At 61.6% G+C, this 20,752-nt stretch carries 17 protein-coding genes and 1 pseudogene; 6 read left to right on the forward strand and 12 right to left on the reverse strand.

Going from position 1 to position 20,752, the window contains the following annotated elements; genetic code table 11:
* Positions 1–3,318, forward strand: coding sequence for an SNF2-related protein (locus ACF8K2_RS02610; protein WP_392463341.1), 3,318 nt, complete (start codon positions 1–3; stop codon positions 3,316–3,318).
* A 64-nt stretch (positions 3,319–3,382) separates the two neighbouring features.
* Here ACF8K2_RS02610 and nagZ read toward each other — a convergent pair whose 3' ends face one another.
* Genes nagZ through ACF8K2_RS02625 form a run of 3 tightly spaced genes read right to left on the reverse strand, consistent with a single transcriptional unit; the run spans position 3,383 to position 5,688 of the window.
* Positions 3,383–4,381: a beta-N-acetylhexosaminidase gene (gene nagZ / locus ACF8K2_RS02615; RefSeq protein ID WP_392463357.1), complete on the reverse strand. Its 999-nt coding sequence runs from the start codon at positions 4,379–4,381 to the stop codon at positions 3,383–3,385.
* A 22-nt stretch (positions 4,382–4,403) separates the two neighbouring features.
* Positions 4,404–4,928 (reverse strand): L,D-transpeptidase, encoded by a 525-nt coding sequence (locus tag ACF8K2_RS02620; protein ID WP_392463342.1) that lies wholly within the window; start codon positions 4,926–4,928, stop codon positions 4,404–4,406.
* 46 nt (positions 4,929–4,974) lie between these two features.
* Positions 4,975–5,688 carry a TetR/AcrR family transcriptional regulator gene (locus ACF8K2_RS02625; protein ID WP_392463343.1) on the reverse strand — a complete coding sequence of 238 codons (714 nt, stop codon included), beginning with the start codon at positions 5,686–5,688 and terminating at the stop codon, positions 4,975–4,977.
* 234 nt (positions 5,689–5,922) lie between these two features.
* Between ACF8K2_RS02625 and lexA the strand changes: the two genes are divergently transcribed.
* Both lexA and sulA read left to right on the forward strand, forming a co-directional pair.
* Positions 5,923–6,531: a transcriptional repressor LexA gene (gene lexA, locus ACF8K2_RS02630; RefSeq protein WP_264235430.1), complete on the forward strand. Its 609-nt coding sequence runs from the start codon at positions 5,923–5,925 to the stop codon at positions 6,529–6,531.
* A gap of 13 nt (positions 6,532–6,544) precedes the next feature.
* The gene (sulA, locus tag ACF8K2_RS02635; protein WP_186556333.1) at positions 6,545–7,021 is read left to right on the forward strand and encodes an SOS-induced cell division inhibitor SulA; all 477 of its coding nucleotides are present in this window, start codon (positions 6,545–6,547) and stop codon (positions 7,019–7,021) included.
* A 44-nt stretch (positions 7,022–7,065) separates the two neighbouring features.
* On the opposite strand, the gene ACF8K2_RS02640 is transcribed toward sulA, so the two are convergent.
* From ACF8K2_RS02640 to ACF8K2_RS02670, 7 genes are all read right to left on the reverse strand, one after another.
* Positions 7,066–7,299, reverse strand: coding sequence for a hypothetical protein (locus ACF8K2_RS02640; protein ID WP_138220148.1), 234 nt, complete (start codon positions 7,297–7,299; stop codon positions 7,066–7,068).
* A 50-nt stretch (positions 7,300–7,349) separates the two neighbouring features.
* A complete protein-coding gene (locus ACF8K2_RS02645) occupies positions 7,350–7,871 on the reverse strand; it encodes a DUF6586 family protein (protein ID WP_392463344.1) in 522 nt (173 codons plus the stop codon).
* Positions 7,872–8,040: 169 nt separating this feature from the next.
* Complete coding sequence (gene topA, locus ACF8K2_RS02650; protein WP_392463345.1) at positions 8,041–10,653, reverse strand: type I DNA topoisomerase; 2,613 nt, start codon at positions 10,651–10,653, stop codon at positions 8,041–8,043.
* A gap of 100 nt (positions 10,654–10,753) precedes the next feature.
* Positions 10,754–11,005, reverse strand: coding sequence for a DUF1653 domain-containing protein (locus tag ACF8K2_RS02655; RefSeq protein ID WP_392463346.1), 252 nt, complete (start codon positions 11,003–11,005; stop codon positions 10,754–10,756).
* A 79-nt stretch (positions 11,006–11,084) separates the two neighbouring features.
* Entirely contained in the window at positions 11,085–12,260 is a 1,176-nt protein-coding gene (gene fadA, locus ACF8K2_RS02660) for an acetyl-CoA C-acyltransferase FadA (protein WP_186556329.1), read from the reverse strand.
* Positions 12,261–12,292: 32 nt separating this feature from the next.
* Positions 12,293–14,440: a fatty acid oxidation complex subunit alpha FadB gene (fadB, locus tag ACF8K2_RS02665; RefSeq protein ID WP_392463348.1), complete on the reverse strand. Its 2,148-nt coding sequence runs from the start codon at positions 14,438–14,440 to the stop codon at positions 12,293–12,295.
* 486 nt (positions 14,441–14,926) lie between these two features.
* Complete coding sequence (locus ACF8K2_RS02670; RefSeq protein WP_392463350.1) at positions 14,927–15,364, reverse strand: hypothetical protein; 438 nt, start codon at positions 15,362–15,364, stop codon at positions 14,927–14,929.
* A gap of 109 nt (positions 15,365–15,473) precedes the next feature.
* Here ACF8K2_RS02670 and ACF8K2_RS02675 point away from each other — a divergent pair, with 109 nt between their 5' ends.
* Positions 15,474–15,917: a universal stress protein gene (locus tag ACF8K2_RS02675; RefSeq protein WP_264235424.1), complete on the forward strand. Its 444-nt coding sequence runs from the start codon at positions 15,474–15,476 to the stop codon at positions 15,915–15,917.
* A gap of 129 nt (positions 15,918–16,046) precedes the next feature.
* Here the strand turns inward: ACF8K2_RS02675 and ACF8K2_RS02680 are convergent, their stop codons facing one another.
* The gene (locus tag ACF8K2_RS02680) at positions 16,047–17,975 is read right to left on the reverse strand and encodes an ATP-binding cassette domain-containing protein (protein ID WP_392463353.1); all 1,929 of its coding nucleotides are present in this window, start codon (positions 17,973–17,975) and stop codon (positions 16,047–16,049) included.
* Here ACF8K2_RS02680 and ACF8K2_RS02685 point away from each other — a divergent pair.
* The gene (locus tag ACF8K2_RS02685; protein WP_186556324.1) at positions 17,974–18,231 is read left to right on the forward strand and encodes a hypothetical protein; all 258 of its coding nucleotides are present in this window, start codon (positions 17,974–17,976) and stop codon (positions 18,229–18,231) included. The genes ACF8K2_RS02680 and ACF8K2_RS02685 overlap by 2 nt on opposite strands.
* Positions 18,192–20,120, forward strand: coding sequence for a transglycosylase SLT domain-containing protein (locus ACF8K2_RS02690; protein ID WP_392463355.1), 1,929 nt, complete (start codon positions 18,192–18,194; stop codon positions 20,118–20,120). Before ACF8K2_RS02685 ends, ACF8K2_RS02690 begins: the two co-directional genes overlap by 40 nt.
* A 327-nt stretch (positions 20,121–20,447) precedes the next feature.
* Here the strand turns inward: ACF8K2_RS02690 and ACF8K2_RS02695 are convergent.
* A pseudogene (locus ACF8K2_RS02695) lies at positions 20,448–20,752 on the reverse strand (hypothetical protein); the annotation flags it as partial.

Here is a 20,752-nt window from a genome sequence, read left to right on the forward strand (position 1 = left end):
GTGAGCGAGAGCGAGAGCGAGACGCAGCAACTGCTCAGGGACCACGAAAGCTGGACCGCAGATTTCGATCCCGGCGCACTTGGGCGTGGTCGCGACTATGCCGCACAGGACCGCGTGACCCTTCACTCGATCCATGACAACACCATCGAGTCGACCTGCACCGGCTCTGCTCGGCATCTCTACAGCCAGAAGATCAACCTGGTGATGAATGCTGGCAGGCTGCGGGTCCTGGCACGCTGCTCCTGCCCGGTCGGGATCAACTGCAAGCACTGCGCCGCCGCCCTTTTTCATCTGCAGGGTGATCGGCCAGCGCTGAACGACCACACCCTTGCCTTGCCGCACGAGCTGAGCAAATGGGTGGAGGGCCTGGAAGCGCCAACCACAGCCGCCAAAGCCCGCGAAGCCTCGCGCAAAGGACCGGCCATCTATTACCAGATCAGCCTTGACCAACAGCGCTGGCTGCTGACAGCGAGGAAGGGCACCCTGCAAGCCGACGGCCACCTGAAGCTGAGCCGCATCACCTCGATGCCGGAGATGATCTACTACACCCCGCGCTACGTCACCGACGAAGACGCACGCGTGCTACGCCTGATCGATACCCAGAGCAGAGGCGCGGCACTGCCCATGCTTTGCCTGGAAGGCAAGAAGGGTGCAGAGCTGTTGGAGTACGCCTTGGCAACCGGGCGAGTGCTGCTCGCCGAGCCCCAGGCAACCCTCGCCGCCGGGCCGGTACGGCATGCCGCGTTTCGTTGGGTGCGTCTGAACAACGGCAGTTATCGCGGCGCCTGGTATGACGATGAACACATGCCCCTGCTCGCCCTGCCGCTCGACCCGCTGTATTACATCGATACCGAACATCACCTGGTGGGTAAACTCAGCCACGACCTGGACCCCTTCATCGCCAGCCAACTAGCACGCGCACCCAACGTACCCGAACACCTGGTCATCCCCTTGAGCCATCGCCTGAACGCCCTGAACCGTCACGTGCCAACGCCAACGCCAGTGCGCAGTGAAACCATTGATAGCCTCACCCCCACGCCGCGGCTGACCCTGGGTAGCCTCGAATTCAGCGCCTACATGCCCAAGACCGGACGCATGCAGCGCCAGATGCAACACCGCGCCGCCCTCGCCTTCGACTACGACGGCCTGCGCGCCACCGGCACTGATGACAAACCGCTGACCCGCCTGGTCGGCGAGACCAGCCAGCGCATCCAACGCCAACCCCAGGCCGAGCAGGCCATTCGCAAAACCCTGCGTGAGTTCGGCTTCAAGCCGGCCACCCGACAGAGCAAGGCCCTGCCCGACAGCGCTGGCGACATGCACCAACTGCCCGACGATGAAGCCTGGCTGCAGTTCGCCCGCGAAGGCCTGCCGCGCCTGCGCGAGGCCGGCTGGGAGGTCGAAGTACACCGCGACTTCGCCTTCAACCTGCACGAGGTGGACGACTGGTACGCCACGGTCGAGGAAGCCCCTGGCCATGAATGGTTCGATCTGGAGCTGGGCATTGTCGTCGATGGGGAACGCCACAGCCTGCTGCCGATCGTCCTGCAGCTGCTGCGCAGCAACCCCGAGCTATTGCGCCCCAGCGAGCTGGCCCGGCGCAATGACGATGAACACCTGCTGATCGACCTCAACCGGAGCCGACCAGAGAGCCCGGCCCTGCGGGTAGCCCTGCCCTACGGCCGCATCAAGGCGGTGATGGGCACCCTGGGCGAGCTCTATCTGCACGAGGACGCCGCAGGCCCCGCCTTGCGCCTGGACCGAGCCGACGCCGCCCGCCTGAACGATATCGAGCACCTGCCGCTGCACTGGGAAGGCGGCGAGCACGTACGCGGCCTCGGTCGGCGCCTGCGTGACGCCCGCGAGCTTGAGGTCGAGCCGCCCAAACAGCTCAAGGCCACCTTGCGCCCTTACCAGCAACAGGGCCTGAACTGGCTACAGGCGCTGCGTGAGATGGGCACCGGCGGCATCCTTGGCGATGACATGGGCCTGGGCAAGACCCTGCAAACCCTCGCCCACCTGCTGCTGGAAAAGCAGCACGGACGCCTGCAGCAGCCAGCCCTGGCGGTCATGCCCACCAGCCTGGTACCCAACTGGCTGGACGAGGCCCAGCGCTTCGCCCCCGACTTGCGCGTACTCGCCCTGCACGGCCCAGGCCGCAGCAAGCATTTTGCCACGCTGAGTGAGTACGACCTGATTCTGACCACCTACGCCCTGGTCCCTCGCGACCTTGAACATCTGCGCGCGCAACCTTGGCATACGCTGGTGCTCGACGAAGCGCAGAACATCAAGAGCAGCACCAGCAAGGCCGCCCTGGCCGTTTGCGAGCTACAAGCCACTCAGCGCCTATGCCTGACGGGCACGCCGATGGAAAACAACCTGGGCGAGCTATGGTCGCTGTTCCACTTCCTGATGCCCGGCTGGCTGGGCGATCTCAAACGCTTCAACCACGACTACCGCACCCCGATCGAGCGCCACGGCGACCACGAACGCATGGCCCACCTGGCCAGTCGCATCCGCCCGTTCCTGCTGCGACGCACCAAAGAGCAAGTGGCGCAGGATCTACCCGCCAAGACCGAGATGGTCCACTGGGTCGAGCTCAGCGACGCCCAACGCGATACCTATGAAGCGGTGCGGGTGGCGATGGACAAGAAGGTCCGCGACGAACTGGCGCGCAATGGCGCAGCGCGCAGCCAGATCGTCATCCTCGACGCCCTGCTCAAGCTGCGCCAGGTGTGCTGCGACCTGCGTTTGGTCAAGAGCGTGGAGAGCAAAGGCAACCAGGCCGACAAAGGCAAGCTAGGCAGCCTGATGCAGATGCTCGAAGAGCTGCTCAGCGAAGGCCGCCGGGTACTGCTGTTTTCGCAGTTCACCTCGATGCTGGCGCTGATCGAGCAGGAGCTTGAGAAGCGCGAGATCCGCTACAGCCTGCTGACCGGCGATACCCGTGACCGCCGCGCGCCGGTGCAGCAGTTCCAGAAGGGCGATAGCGAGGTGTTCCTGATCAGCCTCAAGGCCGGCGGCACCGGCTTGAACCTGACTGCGGCTGATACCGTGATTCACTACGACCCCTGGTGGAACCCCGCCAGCGAGAACCAGGCTACCGACCGCGCCTACCGCATCGGCCAGGACAAACCGGTGTTCGTGTTCAAGCTGATTACCCGGGGGACAGTCGAAGAAAAGATCCAGCTGCTCCAGCAGGAAAAAGCGGCGCTGGCAGCCGGGCTGCTCGATGGCGGCCAGGCGGGTCAGTGGCGGCTTGGAGATGAGGAGATTGAAGCGCTGTTTGCGCCGTTGCCAGGCAAGCGCGGCAAATAGCCATCGCCACAGCCTCATCGTGGGGCTGTGGGAGCGGGCTTGCCCTGCGATGAGGGCCAAGCTGTCAATCGACCAGCTGCGCCTCCCTCAAGGCCCCCAACGCCTCCAGCCAACGCGGCTGCTGCCGATAATCAGTGCGTGCAAAACCACGCCCGCGCATCCCGGCAATCCGCGGCGACGGCTTGACCTTCAAGCGCTGCGCCGCACTCAGGGCGAGCTCCGCCGCTGCCCGGTCGTTGCATACCAGGCCCATATCGCAACCAGCAGTCAACGCCGCCTCGATCCGATTGGCAGCATCGCCCACCACATGCGCCCCAGCCATCGACAAGTCATCACTGAAGATCACCCCGTCGAAGCCCAACTCGCCGCGCAGGATGTCCTGCAACCAGCGTCGGGAAAAACCAGCAGGCTGAGTGTCGATTTGCGGGTAAATGACATGCGCCGGCATTACCGCCGCCAATTGGCCGCTAAGACGGGTGAAGGGCACCAGGTCGGCCTGGCGCAGTTGCTCAAGGCTGCGCTCGTCAGTGGGAATCGCCACATGCGAATCGGCCTCGGCCCAACCGTGCCCCGGGAAGTGCTTGCCGCAAGCGGCCATACCCGCAGCATTCATGCCGCGGATAAATGCACCGGCCAGCTGCGTGGCACGCTCAGGATTGCCCTCGAACGCACGACTACCCACCACTGCGCTGCGCTGATGATCAAGATCCAGCACCGGCGCGAAGCTCAAGTCCAGGCCTACCGCCAACACCTCGGTGGCCATCAGCCACCCGCACTGCTCGGCCAGGTACTCGGCGTTGTCGTTATCGGCGATTGCGCGCATCGCTGGCAGGCGCACAAAGCCTTGGCGCAAGCGCTGGACCCGGCCACCCTCCTGATCGACGGCAAGAATCAGGTCAGGGCGAATGGCGCGAATCGAAGCGCACAGCTCACGCACCTGGCGCGGACTGTCGATGTTACGCGCAAAGATGATCAGGCCGGCCACTTCGGGCTGGCGCAGCAGATGCCGGTCCTCGGCGGTCAGCCAGTGACCGGCGATGTCGACCATCAGGGAGCCTTGCAGGCTGGCAGTCATGGAAAGTCCTTCATTCGATATTCAGGGAAAGCCATTGCGGGCATGCGGCCTCGTCGATCCGCACCGGGCAGTGGGCGGGTACGCGATCGAACAGGTCCAGTAAATCGACATTGCGCAGGCGTACGCAGCCATGGGACAGGGGTATACCCAGCGGTTGCGTATCCGGCGTGCCGTGCAGATAGATATAGCGGCGAAACGTGTCGCGCCGACCCAGACGATTGACCCCGGGTTCGCAGCCACTGAGCCAGAAGATGCGACTGAGGATCCAGTCGCGCCCGGGAAATGCTGCGTGCAGCGCCGGCGACCACACCTCACCCGTCCAGCGGCGACTGCTCAACACAGCGCCTAGGGGCAAGCCGGCACCGATCTTGGCCCGCACCTGATGCAGGCCGCGTGGGGTGCAACCCGAACCATTGAGCTCACCGGCACCGTTGCGCGCGGTGGAAACCGCCAGGCGCAGACGCAACTGCCCATGGGCAAAACCGTAGAGGTGCTGGTCGGCGAGGGAAATGTGCAGGAAATCGAGGTCGGGCATGGGCGCTAGCTTAGCCCAACTGCCCTTGCTCGCCCAGCCTCGGCGCTCAGGCCTTGGCGGGGGCGCTGGAGGCGCTGGACTTGGCCCGCGGGCGCAGTTGCGCTGCGGCCATGGCCTCATCGGTGACACCGCTGTCGGCGCGCATACCGGCCGCCAGGAACGGCACCATCAGGCGCATGACCTGCTCGATCGAGGTATTGATACCGAAATCGGTCTCGGCAATCGCCCGCAGGGCCTTGATACCCGACATGCTGAACGCCGCGGCGCCGAGCATGAAGTGCACCCGCCAGAACAATTCGAGCGGCGGAATACGCGGGGCTGCTTCATTGACCAACAACATGTAACGACGGAATACCTTGCCGTACATGTCTTCCAGGTAGCGCCGCAGGTGGCCCTGGCTCTGACTGAACGCAAGGCCCAGCAAACGCATGAAGATCGACAGGTCATTGTTGCTGCGCGGCTGCACTACCAGCGCCTGCTCGACCAGCATCTCGAGCAGTTCTTCAAGGCTGGGCTTGCTCTCCGGACGCGCCTGGCGACGCTCCAGCTCACGCTCCAAGCTGGCACAGAAGGGGCCGAGGAAGCGCGAGAAGACTGCCTGGATCAGGGCCTTCTTGGAGCCGAAGTGATAGTTAACCGCCGCCAGGTTGACCCCGGCCTTGCTGGTGATAAGCCGCAACGAGGTTTCCGCGAACCCCCTTTCCGCGAATAGCTGCTCGGCAGCATCGAGAATGCGTTCAACGGTTTCCGATTGGGCCATGACTACTCACTACTCCGGGACGGGGCCTGACAAACAGTTGTTTGAAACATACGTTTCAGGCCATCATCTGTCAAGGCTCGGTGACCCATGGGTCGCCATTAAAACACAGCGCTGCGCATCAAGCTGCAGCCCCCGCAATACGCCCCCTCACGCATCTTCTTCAGTTAACTGCTTGCAGCGGGCCATCTACTGTATATAATCCCAGTCACTGTATAAAAAGACAGAGCGCTCGCCATGCTGAAACTGACGCCCCGCCAAGCCGAGATCCTGGCTTTCATCAAACGCTGCCTCGACGACAACGGCTTCCCGCCAACGCGGGCCGAGATTGCCCAGGAACTGGGCTTCAAGTCGCCCAACGCTGCCGAGGAGCATCTCAAGGCCCTGGCCCGCAAGGGTGCAATCGAGATGACCCCAGGCGCATCCCGCGGCATCCGCATCCCTGGCCACGAAGCCAAGGCTGAAGAAAGCGGCTTGCCGATCATTGGCCGGGTCGCGGCCGGTGCGCCGATTCTCGCCGAGCAGCACATCGAGCAATCCTGCAACATCAACCCGACCTTCTTCCACCCGCCTGCCGACTACCTGTTGCGTGTCCACGGCATGAGCATGAAGGACGTCGGTATCTTCGACGGCGACCTGCTGGCGGTACACACCTGCCGCGAGGCCCGCAATGGCCAGATCGTCGTCGCCCGTATCGGTGATGAAGTGACCGTCAAGCGCTTCAAGCGCGAAGGCAGCAAGGTCTGGCTGATCGCCGAGAACCCCGAATTCGCCCCCATCGAAGTCGACCTGAAACAACAGGAGCTGGTTATCGAGGGCTTGAGTGTCGGCGTCATACGCCGCTGATCCAGGAGGCGCCATGCAGCAGTTCATCCACGCACCCCAGTCCGCCCAGCTACCGCTGTTCGAAGCCTTTCTGGCCGAACCGGTACTGCCGGGCCTGAAGGCTAGCGCACACGCGCGCAAGAGCAGCCAGCCCGAGCGGTTCAGCGAACTGGCCCTGCGCGGTGCGCCGGGTCACTGCCAAAGCCTGTTGGCGCCTGTGCTACGCGACCTGAGCGAAGAGCAAGATGCACGCTGGCTAACCCTGATCGCCCCACCCTCCAGCCTAACCCAGGCCTGGCTGCGCGATGCAGGCCTTAACCGCGAACGCATCCTGCTGCTGCAACCGGGCGGCAACCAGAGCGCCCTGCAGCTGGCCTGTGAAGCCCTGCGCCTTGGCCACAGCCACACCGTAGTCAGCTGGCTGGGCAACCTCAACGCCAACACCCGTCAGCAGCTGACCCGCGCTGCAAACAGCGGAAATGCACAAAGCCTGAACATCCGCCTCGGCTGATGTTCAGGCTTTGCCTGTATTGATCGCTATCGTGTAGCTGAAACTCAGTGCAGAACGCGCGGGCCTTCTTCGCGTTCGAAGTCACCTTCGACCAGCTTGCCTGCCATCTGCACACCAACACTGAGCATGGCCTTGGCCACTTCAACGTGCTGCCCCTGTAGGAATGCCTTGGCGTCCTCGGAGAAATCCAGGGTTACCAGAGAGCCTTCATCTTCGGCGCGACGCAGCTCGATCCGGCCATCAGGCAACTCTACAATTTCAAGAAAGGACGTTGACATAAAGGGCTGTTCTCCACGAAAGGCGGGCATTGTACCAGCCAAGTGGCCTATCAGCACTCACTCAACGCGTCACGAAAACGTCGCACCAGATCTTTCAGATTTTTCCGCCAGCTTTCCAGTTCTTCCCGAGATAGCGCGGGCTGCTCAGCTTCGTCGAGATTTATGGCTTGAATCAGCGGCTGGGTAACGTCGGTTTTGGCGACTTTCTTGGCGACAGGTGGTCGGAACAAATCGGCATAAGCTGCTAGCAATTGCGCCAGCCAGGTTTCCGGTTGGCGCGCCAGTTCGAGCATCTCGGCCATTTCCGGAATCGCCACGCTTTGCAGGACTTCATCGTTGAGCAACAACTCAGCACGCGAGGCGTTAGCCTGGGGCAGACGATAGAAACCACCGATTTCGTGGCACAACCCCAGCAGCGCGCCATACAGGTGAAACAGCGCCGATTCGCGCTCAGCCTGGATCAACCCCTGGGCGTTCATCGCCCGGCTTTGCTCAGCCTTGGCCATGGATTCCAGTGCAAGACCGGCAAAGAACAGTTTCTGGTTGGTGCGGGTGTAGAGTTCCTGGGCCATTTCAAATGCCCTCCCAAAGGCTGCAAGGCGATAGCTCAGTTTCAGCCATCGCCCTGCCCTATCGCAAGCCCAAAAACATCGCGGGGCAAGCCCGCTCCCACGCCCTGGACTCAAACTCGAGCCCTAGGGTGGCAGCTTGCTTGCCCCGCGAATGTTCAGCCAGGATCGATCAGCGCTTGTCTTCTACCTTCCACGCGCTGCCATCGTAGAACGCCTTCCAACCCGTCGGCTTGCCATCGACCTCGGACTGCACGTACTGCTCCTTGGTCTTACGGCTGTAGCGGATCACCGCCGGGCGACCTTCCGGGTCTTTCTGCGGCGCTTCGCAGAGGAAGTGATACTTCGGATCGATCTCGTGCTTGTGCGGGATGATTTCCATTACCAGCGGTGCACGCGTCTCGCGGTTTTTCGGGAACTGGCTGGCAGCCAGGAACAGTCCCGAAGCGCCGTCACGCAACACGTAGGTGTCGTTGACCTTCTCGCACTTAAGCTCCGGCATGTCCACCTTATCCATCTTCGGTGGCGCCGCTTCGCCGCTCTTGAGCAGCTTGCGGGTGTTCTTGCACGCAGGATTGGTGCAACCGAAGAACTTGCCGAAACGGCCAGTCTTGAGCTGCATCTCGCTGCCACACTTGTCGCACTCCAGGCTCGGCCCTTCGTAGCCCTTGATGCGGTAGCTGCCTTGCTCGATCTCGTAGCCGACGCAATCTGGGTTGTTACCGCAGATGTGCAGCTTGTGCTTCTCATCGAGCAGGTAAGCATCCATCGCCGTGGCGCAGATCGGGCAGCGATGCTTGCCCAACAGCACCCGCGACTCCGACTCACCTTCGTCGTCGGCGGCAATTTCGTCGCCTGGCACCAGGTTGACGGTAGCCTTGCAGCGCTCTTTAGGCGGCAGGCTGTAGCCTGAGCAGCCCAGGAACACGCCGGTGGAGGCGGTACGAATCATCATCGGCCGGCCGCATTCCTTGCACGGAATGTTGGTCATGGTCGGCTGGTTGGCGCGCATGCCGTTTTCCGACGACTCGGCAGTCTGCAGCTTCTTGCTGAAGTCGCCATAGAACTCGTCGAGAACGTTCTTCCAATCGCGCTCGCCCTGGGCGACGTCGTCGAGGTTTTCTTCCATGTCGGCGGTGAAGCCGTAGTCCATCAGGTTGGAGAAGCTCTCCGACAGACGCTCGGTGACGATGTCGCCCATCTTCTCGGAGTAGAAGCGGCGGTTATGCAGGGTCACATAGCCACGGTCCTGGATGGTGGAAATGATCGCCGCATAGGTCGATGGACGGCCAATGCCACGCTTTTCCATTTCCTTGACCAGGCTGGCTTCGGTAAAGCGCGCCGGCGGCTTGGTGAAGTGCTGGCTTGGGTCGAGCTTGATCAGCTTGAGCGCCTCGCCCTGGGCCATGTCCGGCAGCACATCGTCTTCGCCTGGCTTGCTCTGTTGCGGCAGCACCCGGGTGTAACCGTCGAACTTGAGGATACGGCCCTTGGCACGCAGCTCGAAGTCACCGGCGTTGACTGTGACGCTGGTGGACAGGTACTGCGCAGGCGGCATCTGGCAGGCCAGGAATTGGCGCCAGATCAACTCGTACAGACGCTCGGCGTCACGCTCCATGCCACTGAGCTTGGTGGGATGGGTGTTGACATCGGAAGGACGAATCGCCTCGTGCGCCTCCTGGGCGCCTGCCTTGCTGCCGTACACGATCGGCGCTTCAGGCAGGTACTGCTTGCCGAATTCTTTCTCGATGTAGCTGCGAGCCATGTCCACAGCGTCAGCCGACAGGTTGGTCGAGTCGGTACGCATGTAGGTGATGTAGCCGGCTTCGTACAAGCGCTGCGCCATCATCATGGTCTTCTTCACGCCGTACCCCAGGCGATTGCTCGCGGCCTGCTGCAGGGTCGAGGTAATGAACGGCGCCGAAGGCTTGCTGCTGGTTGGCCGGTCTTCGCGCTTGGCCACGCTGTAGCTGGAGGCCTTGAGCTTGTCCAGGGCAGCCATGGCCTGGGCTTCGTTGAGCGGCTTGAAGGCTTCACCCTTCTCGCGCGCCACTTCGAAACGCACCTTGGCATCCTTGGCGGTGCCAAGGTCGGCGTGCACTTCCCAGTACTCTTCAGGGTTGAAGGCACGAATCTCGCGCTCACGCTCGACCACCAGCTTGACCGCTACCGACTGCACGCGACCTGCCGACAGGCCGCGGGCGATCTTCGACCACAGCAGCGGCGAGACCATATAGCCCACGACGCGATCGAGGAAGCGCCGTGCCTGCTGGGCGTTGACCCGGTCGATATCCAGCTCACCCGGCTGCGAGAACGCCTCCTGGATGGCTTTCTTGGTGATTTCGTTGAACACCACGCGTTTGTAGCGAGTGTCGTCACCGCCGATGGCCTCACGCAGGTGCCAGGCAATCGCCTCCCCTTCGCGGTCCAAGTCGGTCGCGAGATAGATGGTGTCGGCATCTTTGGCCAAACGACGCAACTCGTCGATGACCTTTTCCTTGCCCGGCAGGATCTCGTACTTGGCCTTCCAGCCCGCATCCGGATCGACGCCCATACGCGCGACCAGCTGGCGCCGAGCCTTCTCTTTCGGCGACAAGGCCGGCGCCTCACCCGCTGCAGCCTTGCCACGCTTGGCCGCCGGCTCCTTACTGGTGCTGGCCGAACCGCTGGTGGGGAGGTCACGGATGTGGCCGATACTCGACTTCACCACGTACTGGCTGCCCAGGTACTTGTTGATGGTCTTGGCCTTGGCCGGGGATTCCACAATGACCAGCGATTTGCCCATGGATCGGAGTATTCCTGAATCTGAAAATGAAAAACGCGTCAGGTGCCGCACGCGGCACCGCTATATATAGTGGCAACAGGGTGAGGTCAAGCGCAGTCGACTAAGCCTGGTCTGCACCGGGATGCTCGAACCGCCCTTCTTCGACCGTGACCAAAGCAAAGCGTGGCACCTGCTCGCCGTCAACCTCGACTGACTCCAGGAACATCGAAAGGGGTCGCACCCAAAGCCCGTAATCACCATACAGGCATTGGTAGAAGACTACCCACTCTTCGCTTTCGGAATGCCGCGCAGCGCCGAATACACGATACTCAGGGCCCTTGTAGTGGCGGTATACGCCTGGCTGTATGTGCATCTCGCTGACCCTCTTGAACAAATTCTGTAAAAAACAAAAACCGGGGCACATGGCCCCGGTTGCTGCCTAGCGATCGCGATCAGACGCGTTCGAAGACAGTGGTGATGCCTTGGCCCAGGCCGACACACATGGTGGCGACGCCCAGGGTACCGCCATTTTGCTTCATGACGTTGAGCAGGGTGCCCGAAATACGTGCACCGGAGCAACCGAACGGGTGGCCCAGAGCAATGGCGCCGCCGTGCAGGTTAACCTTCTCATTCATCTTGTCGAGCACTTTCAAATCTTTCAGCACTGGCAGGGCCTGTGCGGCGAAGGCTTCGTTGAGCTCGATGAAGTCGATATCGGCCATGGTCAGGCCGGCGCGCTTGAGGGCTTTCTGGGTCGATGGCACCGGGCCGTAACCCATGATTGCCGGGTCGACGCCGGCTACTGCCATGGAGCGAATCACCGCCAGCGGCTGGATGCCGAGGTCCATGGCGCGCTGGCCAGACATGACGATCATGCACGAAGCACCGTCAGTGATCTGCGATGAAGTACCGGCAGTGACCGTACCACCTTTTGGATTGAAGGCAGGCTTGAGGGCGGCCAGGCTTTCCAGGGTGGTGTCAGGGCGAATGGTTTCGTCGAAGTCAAAGACCTTGAGGAAGCCGTTTTCGTCATAACCCTGCATCGGGATGATCTCGTCCTTGAACTTGCCTTCCAGGGTCGCCTTGTGAGCGAGCTGGTGCGAGCGCAAGCCAAAGGCATCTTGCTGTTCACGGCTGATGCCATGCATCTTGCCAAGCATTTCGGCAGTCAGGCCCATCATACCCGAGGCTTTTGCCGCATGCAGCGACATATGCGGGTTAGGGTCGACGCCATGCATCATGCTGACGTGGCCCATGTGCTCGACGCCACCGATGACGAACACGTCACCATTGCCAGTCATGATCGCCTGGGCGGCGGTGTGCAGCGCGCTCATCGACGAGCCACACAGGCGGCTGACGGTTTGCGCAGCCGAGGTGTGCGGGATCTGGGTCATCAAGGAGGCCATGCGGGCGATGTTCCAGCCCTGCTCCAGGGTCTGGTTGACGCAGCCCCAGATCACGTCCTCGACTTCTTTTGGATCGACCTTGTCGTTACGCTCCAGCAGTTTGCTGATCAGGTGCGCGGACATGTCTTCGGCACGGGTGTTGCGGTGCATGCCACCCTTGGAACGGCCCATCGGGGTCCGACCGAAGTCGACAATCACCACGTCTCTTGGATTCAGGCTCATATCAATACTCTCGCTCTAACTCGTTTGGGCGCTCAGTTGAAGAAGCGCTGGCCAGTCTTGGCCATTTCTCGCAGCTTCGCGGTGGGGTGGTACAGCGGCCCCAGATCGGCGTACTGGTCGGCCAGGGCGACGAACTCAGCGACCCCGATCGAGTCGATGTAGCGCAGCGCGCCCCCACGGAAGGGAGGGAAGCCGATGCCGTACACCAGGCCCATATCGGCCTCGGCGGCGGTTTCGACAATGCCATCTTCCAGGCAACGGACGGTTTCCAGGCACAGCGGGATCATCATCCAGTTGATGATGTCCTGGTCGCTGACTTCACGTTGTTCGAAGACGATCGGCTTGAGCACATCCAGCACGCTGGCATCGGCGACTTTCTTCGGCTTGCCGCGCTTGTCGGTCTCATAGGCATAGAAGCCCTTGCCGTTCTTCTGGCCGAGGCGATTGGCCTCGTAGAGGGCGTCGACGGCAGAGCGGCGATCGTCCTTCATGCGGTCCGGGAAGCCTTCGGCCATCACGTCGCGGCCGTGGTGGCCGGTGTCGATACCGACCACGTCCATCAGGTAGGCCGGGCCCATCGGCCAGCCGAACTTTTCCATGACCTTGTCGATGCGCACGAAGTCGACGCCAGCGCTGACCAGCTTGGCGAAGCCGCCGAAGTACGGGAACAGCACGCGGTTGACCAAAAAGCCCGGGCAGTCGTTGACCACGATCGGGTTCTTGCCCATTTTCTTGGCATAGGCAACGGTGGTGGCCACGGCCACTTCGCTGGACTTCTCGCCACGGATCACTTCCACCAGCGGCATCATGTGCACCGGGTTGAAGAAGTGCATGCCGACGAAGTTTTCTGGGCGCTTGAGGGCTTTGGCCAGCAGGTTGATGGAGATGGTCGAGGTGTTGGAAGCGAGGATCGCATCTTCCTTGACCTGGCCTTCCACTTCAGCCAGCACGGCTTGCTTGACCTTGGGGTTCTCGACCACCGCCTCGACGACGATGTCGACATTGGCAAAATCGCCATAGGACAGGGTCGGGCGAATGGCATTGAGCGCCTCGGCCATCTTCGCCGGGGTCAGACGGCCCTTCTCGACGCGGTTGCCGAGCAGCTTGGAGGCTTCGTTCAAGCCCAACTGAATGGCGTCTTCACGAATATCCTTCATCAGGATAGGCGTACCCTTGACCGCCGACTGGTAGGCGATACCGCCACCCATGATACCGGCGCCGAGCACGGCGGCCTGTTTCACGTCCCGGGCGATCTGGTCATGTGCCTTGGCCTTGCGCTTGAGCTCCTGATCGTTGAGGAACAAGCCAATCAGGCTGGCGGCGACGTCGGTCTTGGCCAGTTTGGCAAAACCTGCGGCTTCGACTTCCAGCGCCTTGTCACGGCCGAAGTTGGCCGCTTTCTGGATCGACTTGATCGCTTCGACCGGCGCCGGGTAGTTCGGGCCCGCTTGGCCGGCAACGAAGCCTTTGGCGGTTTCGAACGCCATCATCTGCTCGATGGCATTGAGCTTGAGTTTCTCAAGCTTGGGCTGGCGCTTGGCCTGGTAATCCAGCTCACCACTGATGGCGCGCTTGATCAGGTCCAGGGCGGCGGCCTGCAGCAGCTCAGGTGCGACTACAGCGTCGACTGCGCCGACTTTCAGGGCGTCTTCGGCACGGTTTTCCTTACCGGCGGCAATCCACTCGATGGCGTTGTCCGAACCGATCAGGCGCGGCAGGCGCACGGTGCCGCCAAAGCCTGGGTAGATGCCCAGCTTGACTTCCGGCAGGCCAATCTTGGCGCTGCTGGACATGACCCGGTAGTCGGCGGCCAGGCACATTTCCAGGCCACCGCCCAAAGCGATGCCGTTGATGGCAGCGACAGTAGGCACGCCGAGGTCTTCAAAGTCATTGAAGATGCGATTGGCTTCCAGGTTACCAGCGACCAGTTCGGCCTCGGGCAGCTTGAAGTTGTCGACGAATTCGGTGATGTCGGCGCCGACGATGAACACGTCCTTGCCACTGCTGACGATAACGCCCTTGACCGAAGCGTCGCCCTTGATGGCAGCTACGGCCTGGCGCAGTTCGTCCAGGGTCAGGCGGTTGAACTTGTTGACGGACTCACCCTTGAGGTCGAATTTGAGTTCGACGATGCCGCTTTCAAGAGCCTTAACCGTGATGGCTTTACCTTCGTAAATCATCAACTGATCTCCACGATATGGAAGCTGAACTGTACACGCCGAACGCTGGCTGAAACGCTGTCTATTCAGCGGTCTTACCAGGCACACCCGTCAGCGCGATAGTCGGGATTCGTACGAGCGGTCTGACATACAAACGCTCAATTCATACGCCCGTTTGATTTGGGTATGCACACATTCTCCGAAATGATCGACGTTGTCAAATGCTCGCAAGCAGTGTGAAAACGCGACTTTCCGGTCATTTTGCAACGCTCGGGTGCAAACCCTCATGACAGTGATCCCCAGACATTCATCGCAGCGATAAACAAAGAGGCGGGGAGGAAAATGCGTTTGGCCGATCGCAAATTCGCTGTGGCTAGCTATAGTGAGGGGCGAGTCGAATGTTTCCCGGCCTGCCTGGCCTTTCTGCGGCTGCAGAACGCATCGCGGGGCAAGCCCACTCCACGCTAACGCGGGAGCGGGTTTGCCCCGCGATGTCGTTTTGATGGTTTAAGCGAGGGTTTCCAAGGTCTGGGCAATATTCTGCAACACAGAGCTATCACCGCGCTCTCCCCAGTAAAGAGCGATCATCTGGGTATTGGCTTCGACCAAATAGACATTGCCTGGCAGGCGGGAAAATTGCTCGGTCAGGCGTGGATCGGTACAAGGCTCACGCCACGTGTTCCACCATACCCCGGGACTCACCTGCCAGTAGGCCCAGCAATCGTCGCGCCCTTTGCGCCGCGCCCGGTGATACTGCGGACAAGGGCTTGGCGGCTGGTCTTGTAGCCAGTGCGGCCACTGCTGCGGCGCCAATTGCATGGCCAAGCCCATACGCCGACCCTCCAGGCGCAGGTTCATCTGCTCACTCTGTTTGCGTGAGGGGCGCAACCACGCCAGAGGGCTGAGAATCAGCGCAAGGATTGACACCACCAGCCATACCGTCATATCTGTAGATCCCATAAAGCGTTGCAAATGAGCTGGTTAGCCAGGTTTCACGTTAATCGGCGCGAAAGCGACCATACTTCTACTATCGCGATTGTCAGGAGTACCACCCATGGAATACCAACATATTCTGGTCGCCGTCGACCTGACCGAAGAATGCGACCCGGTGATCAAGCGCGCCAAGGCGATCGCTCTGGCTAACGGCGCGAAGGTATCGCTGGTACACATCGTCGAGCCGATGGCCATGGCCTTTGGCGGTGACGTGCCGATGGACCTGTCGCAGCTGCAACAACAGCAGTTCGACCAGGCCAAGGAGCGCATGGAGCGCTTGTACAACAAGTACCCCGATATCAACCGCGGTGATTCGCACCTGGTCTACGGCCAGCCGCGCCAAGAGATTCATCAGCTGGCCAAGGATCAACAGTGCGACCTGATCGTGGTCGGCAGCCATGGTCGTCATGGCCTGGCGCTGCTGCTGGGCTCCACTGCCAATGACGTGCTGCATGGTGCGCCGTGCGATGTGCTGGCGGTGCGTCTGCTGAAGAAGGAAAGCTAAGGGCTGCGGGGTTCTGACCGGCCTCATCGCTGGGCAAGCCCGCTCCCACGCCCCCGGCACTGAAAGCGCTGGCGTGGGAGCGGGCTTGCCCCGCGATGAGGGCCGCCCAATCAGCGCAAGCGCCGAACCTCAGCCCTCCAGCTCAGCCCAGCGCTCAACCAGCACGTCCAGCTCAGCCTGCAGCTTCTCAAGCTTGGCCAGCACCGCCGAGGTCTCCCTGATCGGCCGCTGGTAGAAGCTCGGCGAACCGACTTCTTCCTGCAGCTTGGCCATGGCCTGCTCGATCACATCAATCTGCCCCGGCAAGGCTTCCAGCTCACGCTGAAGCTTGTAGCTGAGCTTCTTCTTGCTGGCATCTGCCGCCGGTGCTGCGCTAACCGGCGCCGGCGCTTCAACCGATTTCTCCACCACAGCGCTGTTGAGCTCGGACTTGCCGCCCTTGCTCTCGGTCACGCCCAGCAGCTTCGGCGAGCCGCCCTGGCGGATCCAGTCTTCATAGCCGCCGACATACTCACGCACCTTGCCCTCGCCTTCGAACACCAGGGTGCTGGTGACCACGTTGTCGAGGAAGGCCCGGTCGTGGCTGACCATCAGTACCGTGCCCTTGTAGTTGCACAGCACCTCCTCGAGCAGCTCGAGGGTTTCCACGTCCAGGTCGTTGGTCGGTTCGTCCAGCACCAGCAGGTTGGCCGGCTTGCTGAACAGCTTGGCCAGCAGTAAACGCGCACGCTCACCACCCGACAGCGCCTTGACCGGCGTACGAGCACGCTGCGGGCTGAACAGGAAGTCGCCCAGGTAGCTCAGGACATGGCGGTTCTGGCCATCGATCTCGATGAAATCGCGGCCTTCTGCCAAGTTTTCGATAACGGTTTTTTCCAGGTCGAGCTGGTGACGCATCTGGTCGAAGTAAGCCACTTCCAGCTTGGTGCCGCTCTCGACCTTGCCGCCGGTGGGCTGCAAATCGCCGAGCATCAGCTTGAGCAGGGTGGTCTTGCCGGTACCGTTGGCGCCCAGCAGGCCGATACGGTCCTCGCGCTGCAGCACCATGGAGAAGTCCTTGACCAGCATCGGCCCTTGCGGGTGAGCGAAGCTGACGTTTTCCAGGACCATCACCTGCTTGCCGGATTTTTCCGCCGACTCGATCTGGATATTGGCTTTGCCCTGGCGCTCGCGGCGCTCACCACGCTCGACACGCAAGGCCTTGAGGGCGCGCACGCGACCTTCGTTACGGGTCCGCCGGGCCTTGATGCCCTGGCGGATCCATACCTCTTCCTGGGCCAGGCGCTTGTCGAACAGCGCGTTGGCGGTTTCTTCAGCGGCCAGTGCGGCTTCCTTGTGCACCAGGAAGCTGGCGTAGTCGCCGTTCCAGTCGATCAGCCCACCACGGTCCAATTCCAGGATGCGTGTAGCCAGGTTCTGCAGGAAGGAACGGTCGTGGGTGATGAACAACACAGCGCCGTTGAAACCGCTCAGGGCTTCTTCAAGCCAGGCGATGGCACCAATGTCCAGGTGGTTGGTTGGCTCGTCGAGCAGCAGCAGGTCCGGCTCGGACACCAGCGCCTGGGCCAGCAGTACCCGGCGACGCCAGCCACCGGAAAGCTCGGCCAGGGTCTTGTCGGCCGGCAGCTGCAGACGGCTCAGGGTACTGTCGACCACTTGCTGCAGGCGCCAGCCGTCACGCGCTTCGAGCTCGTGCTGGACATGCATGAGCTTGTCCAGGTCTTCGTCGTTGTGGATGTTCTGGCTCAGGTGATGGTACTGCGCGAGCAACTCACCCACGCCATCCAGGCCGGCAGCGACCACGTCGAACACGGTACGTTCGTCGGCTACCGGCAGCTCCTGCGGCAGTTCGCCGATCTTCAGCGCCGGGGCGCGCCAGATAGCACCATCGTCGGGCTTCTGCTCGCCCTTGACCAGGCGCAGCATGCTCGACTTGCCCGTGCCGTTGCGACCGATGATGCACACCCTCTCACCACGGGCGATCTGCCAGGAAACCTTGTCCAGCAGCGGCATGGCGCCGAACGCAAGGGACACATCGCTTAATTTGAGTAGGGTCATGATCATCTCCAAAAACTGGGCGCGCATTCTACCTGACTTGACCCTTGCCGGCATCAAGTCAACGCCAGTGGAAACGCTTTGCGACATCTGGTCGAACTTAACAGTTGGATACAAGCGCAGTGCTTTCACCGCCAGCGCGCAAACGGCTAAGCTTACGCAATACAACAGTGCTGGCCTCGCCGTCACTTTCCCATGGTTCAACTGCCCGGACGTATCATGCGCAGCCGCCTGTTACAGATTGCTTCTTGCCTGCTGATCACCGCCGCCACTGCCAGTGCGGCGCAGGCCGCCGACCTTACCCAGCAACGTCAGTACTACGACGAAGCCAAACGCGCCCTGGCCAAAGGTGACAAAGGCCCCTACCTGCGTTACTCGCAGGCCTTGCGTGACTATCCACTGACGCCCTACCTGGCCTATGACGAGCTGACCGCCCGCCTGAAAAACGCCAGCAACGAAGAAATCGAAGGCTTCCTCGCCAAGCACGGCGACTTGCCTCAAGCCAACTGGATGAAGTTACGTTGGCTGCGCTGGCTGTCCGAGCGCGGCGAATGGAACACGTTCGCCAAGTATTACGACCCCAAGCTCAACTTCACCGAACTGGACTGCATCAATGGCCAGTATCAGCTCAGCCATGGCAAACGCGCCGAAGGCTTTGCCAGCGCCGAAAAATTGTGGAACGTCGGCAAGTCGCAACCGGCGGCCTGCGACACCCTGTTCGCGATGTGGGCAGCCGAAGGCCAACTGACCGAGGCCAAGCGCTGGGAACGCGCCAAGCTTGCTGCCCAAGCGCGTAACTACGCCCTGGCCAACAGCCTGGTAAAGACCCTGACCACCCTCGCCCCGCAAGGCAAACTGCTGATCGATGTGGCGCAAAAGCCCGAGCTGCTCAACCAGCCTTCGCGCTTTACCCCGGTCAATGAAGCGATGTCCGACGTGGTCAGCCTGGGCTTGCGCCGGCTCGCCCGCCAAGACCCTGAGCGGGCCATGGCCCTGCTCGATGACTACGCCCAGCGCATGCACTTCTCGCGCGACGAAAAGGTCGCCATCGCTCGCGAAATCGGCTTGACCCTGGCGCGCCGCTACGACCCACGCGCACTGGACTTGATGACCCGCTACGATCCTGAGCTGCGCGATAACACCGTCAGCGAATGGCGCCTGCGCCTACTGCTGCGTCTGGGTCGTTGGGAAGAAGCTTACGAACTGACCAAACGCCTGCCCCAAGACCTGGCCAGCAGCAGCCGCTGGCGCTACTGGCAGGCCCGTAGCCTGGAGCTCGCCCAGCCGAACAACCCGCAGATCCCGCTGCTGTACAAGACCGTGGCTCGTGAGCGCGACTTCTATGGCTTCCTTGCGGCCGATCGGGCGCAGACGCCTTATCAGCTGAACAACAGGCCGCTGGTGCTGAGCCCGCAGCTGGTCAACAAGGTGCGTAATACCCCGGGTATCCGTCGCGCGCTGGAATTCCATGCGCGCGGCCAGATCGTTGAGGGGCGCCGTGAGTGGTACCACGTCAGTCGGCACTTCAACCGTGACGAGATGGTCGCCCAGGCGCGCCTGGCGTACGACTTGCGCTGGTACTTCCCGGCCATTCGCACCATTAGCCAGGCGCAGTACTGGGACGACCTGGACATACGCTTCCCGATGGCACACCGCGATACCCTGGTGCGTGAGGCCAAGGTCCGTGGCCTGCACTCCAGCTGGGTGTTTGCCATTACCCGGCAGGAAAGTGCCTTCATGGAAGATGCTCGATCTCCGGTGGGTGCCAGCGGCCTGATGCAGTTGATGCCGGCCACGGCCAAGGAAACTGCGCGCAAGTTCAGTATTCCACTGGCCTCACCCTCGCAGGTGCTTAATCCGGACAAGAACATTCAGCTGGGTGCGGCTTATTTGAGCCAGGTGCATGGGCAGTTCAATGGCAACCGGGTGTTGGCCTCGGCGGCCTACAACGCTGGGCCTGGGCGGGTGCGGCAGTGGCTCAAGGGGGCCAAGCATTTGAGTTTCGATGTTTGGGTTGAGTCGATTCCATTCGATGAGACGCGCCAATATGTGCAGAACGTGCTGTCTTATTCGGTTATTTATGGGCAAAAGCTGAATTCTCCGCAGCCTTTGGTGGATTGGCATGAGCGGTATTTTGACGATATGTGAGGGGGCTTGGGCTTGGGCTTTTAGAGAGTTGAGCTTATCCGTTTGATGTAGCGGCGCTACTGGCCCCTTCCGCCCTTACGGCGGCCTACTTTGGTCTTGGCCAAAGTAGGCAAAGCCGCTCGCTCCTGCATACGGCCCCTACGCTGCGCTCCGGGGTCCCTTCGCGCCGGCGCCTTCCGGGCCCGCGCGGCCTACGATTTGCTGCGCAAATCTACATCTCGCGCCTTCGGCTACGCCGAAGGGTGCTGCGCACCTGGCCCTCCAGGCACCTCTGCTCAGCCTCCTGAAGTCGCGAATCTGCGTCGCCTGGAATTGCGTGCACGAAGATCAAGAGCAGCGAATCGCTGCGCTCTCGCAGAAGCCAAAGCCAAAGCCAAAGCCAAAGCCAAAGCCAAAGCCAAAGCCAAAGCCAAAGCCAAAATTTGATTTTCTGTTTTGTGTTGTTTGTTCTGGCCTCTTCGCGGGCAAGCCCGCTCCCACAGGTACCGCGCAGATCTTCAGTTCAGCGTTGAGCCAGCACTGACACCACGCAGATACTGCAAACCCCACGAACCCTGTGGGAGCGGGCTTGCCCGCGAAGAGGCCGGTATATCCACCACATCTGCCACTATCGACAGATAACGCCAACCCAG

Origin of the sequence: Pseudomonas sp. xss_2 (assembly GCF_043104195.1) — a bacterium.
Lineage (GTDB): Bacteria > Pseudomonadota > Gammaproteobacteria > Pseudomonadales > Pseudomonadaceae > Aquipseudomonas > Aquipseudomonas urmiensis.

What these genes read in the sequence shown, in the direction of transcription:
- fadA (WP_186556329.1), bottom strand. Translation starts at nt 12,260, where the DNA reads ATGAGCCTGAATCCAAGAGACGTGGTGATTGTCGACTTCGGTCGGACC.
- ACF8K2_RS02680 (WP_392463353.1), bottom strand. Translation starts at nt 17,975, where the DNA reads ATGACCCTACTCAAATTAAGCGATGTGTCCCTTGCGTTCGGCGCCATG.
- ACF8K2_RS02690 (WP_392463355.1), top strand. Translation starts at nt 18,192, where the DNA reads ATGCGCAGCCGCCTGTTACAGATTGCTTCTTGCCTGCTGATCACCGCC.
- ACF8K2_RS02670 (WP_392463350.1), bottom strand. Translation starts at nt 15,364, where the DNA reads ATGACGGTATGGCTGGTGGTGTCAATCCTTGCGCTGATTCTCAGCCCT.
- topA (WP_392463345.1), bottom strand. Translation starts at nt 10,653, where the DNA reads ATGGGCAAATCGCTGGTCATTGTGGAATCCCCGGCCAAGGCCAAGACC.
- ACF8K2_RS02645 (WP_392463344.1), bottom strand. Translation starts at nt 7,871, where the DNA reads ATGGCCCAGGAACTCTACACCCGCACCAACCAGAAACTGTTCTTTGCC.
- ACF8K2_RS02675 (WP_264235424.1), top strand. Translation starts at nt 15,474, where the DNA reads ATGGAATACCAACATATTCTGGTCGCCGTCGACCTGACCGAAGAATGC.
- lexA (WP_264235430.1), top strand. Translation starts at nt 5,923, where the DNA reads ATGCTGAAACTGACGCCCCGCCAAGCCGAGATCCTGGCTTTCATCAAA.
- ACF8K2_RS02620 (WP_392463342.1), bottom strand. Translation starts at nt 4,928, where the DNA reads ATGCCCGACCTCGATTTCCTGCACATTTCCCTCGCCGACCAGCACCTC.
- fadB (WP_392463348.1), bottom strand. Translation starts at nt 14,440, where the DNA reads ATGATTTACGAAGGTAAAGCCATCACGGTTAAGGCTCTTGAAAGCGGC.
- ACF8K2_RS02655 (WP_392463346.1), bottom strand. Translation starts at nt 11,005, where the DNA reads ATGCACATACAGCCAGGCGTATACCGCCACTACAAGGGCCCTGAGTAT.
- sulA (WP_186556333.1), top strand. Translation starts at nt 6,545, where the DNA reads ATGCAGCAGTTCATCCACGCACCCCAGTCCGCCCAGCTACCGCTGTTC.
- ACF8K2_RS02625 (WP_392463343.1), bottom strand. Translation starts at nt 5,688, where the DNA reads ATGGCCCAATCGGAAACCGTTGAACGCATTCTCGATGCTGCCGAGCAG.
- ACF8K2_RS02685 (WP_186556324.1), top strand. Translation starts at nt 17,974, where the DNA reads ATGATCATCTCCAAAAACTGGGCGCGCATTCTACCTGACTTGACCCTT.
- ACF8K2_RS02640 (WP_138220148.1), bottom strand. Translation starts at nt 7,299, where the DNA reads ATGTCAACGTCCTTTCTTGAAATTGTAGAGTTGCCTGATGGCCGGATC.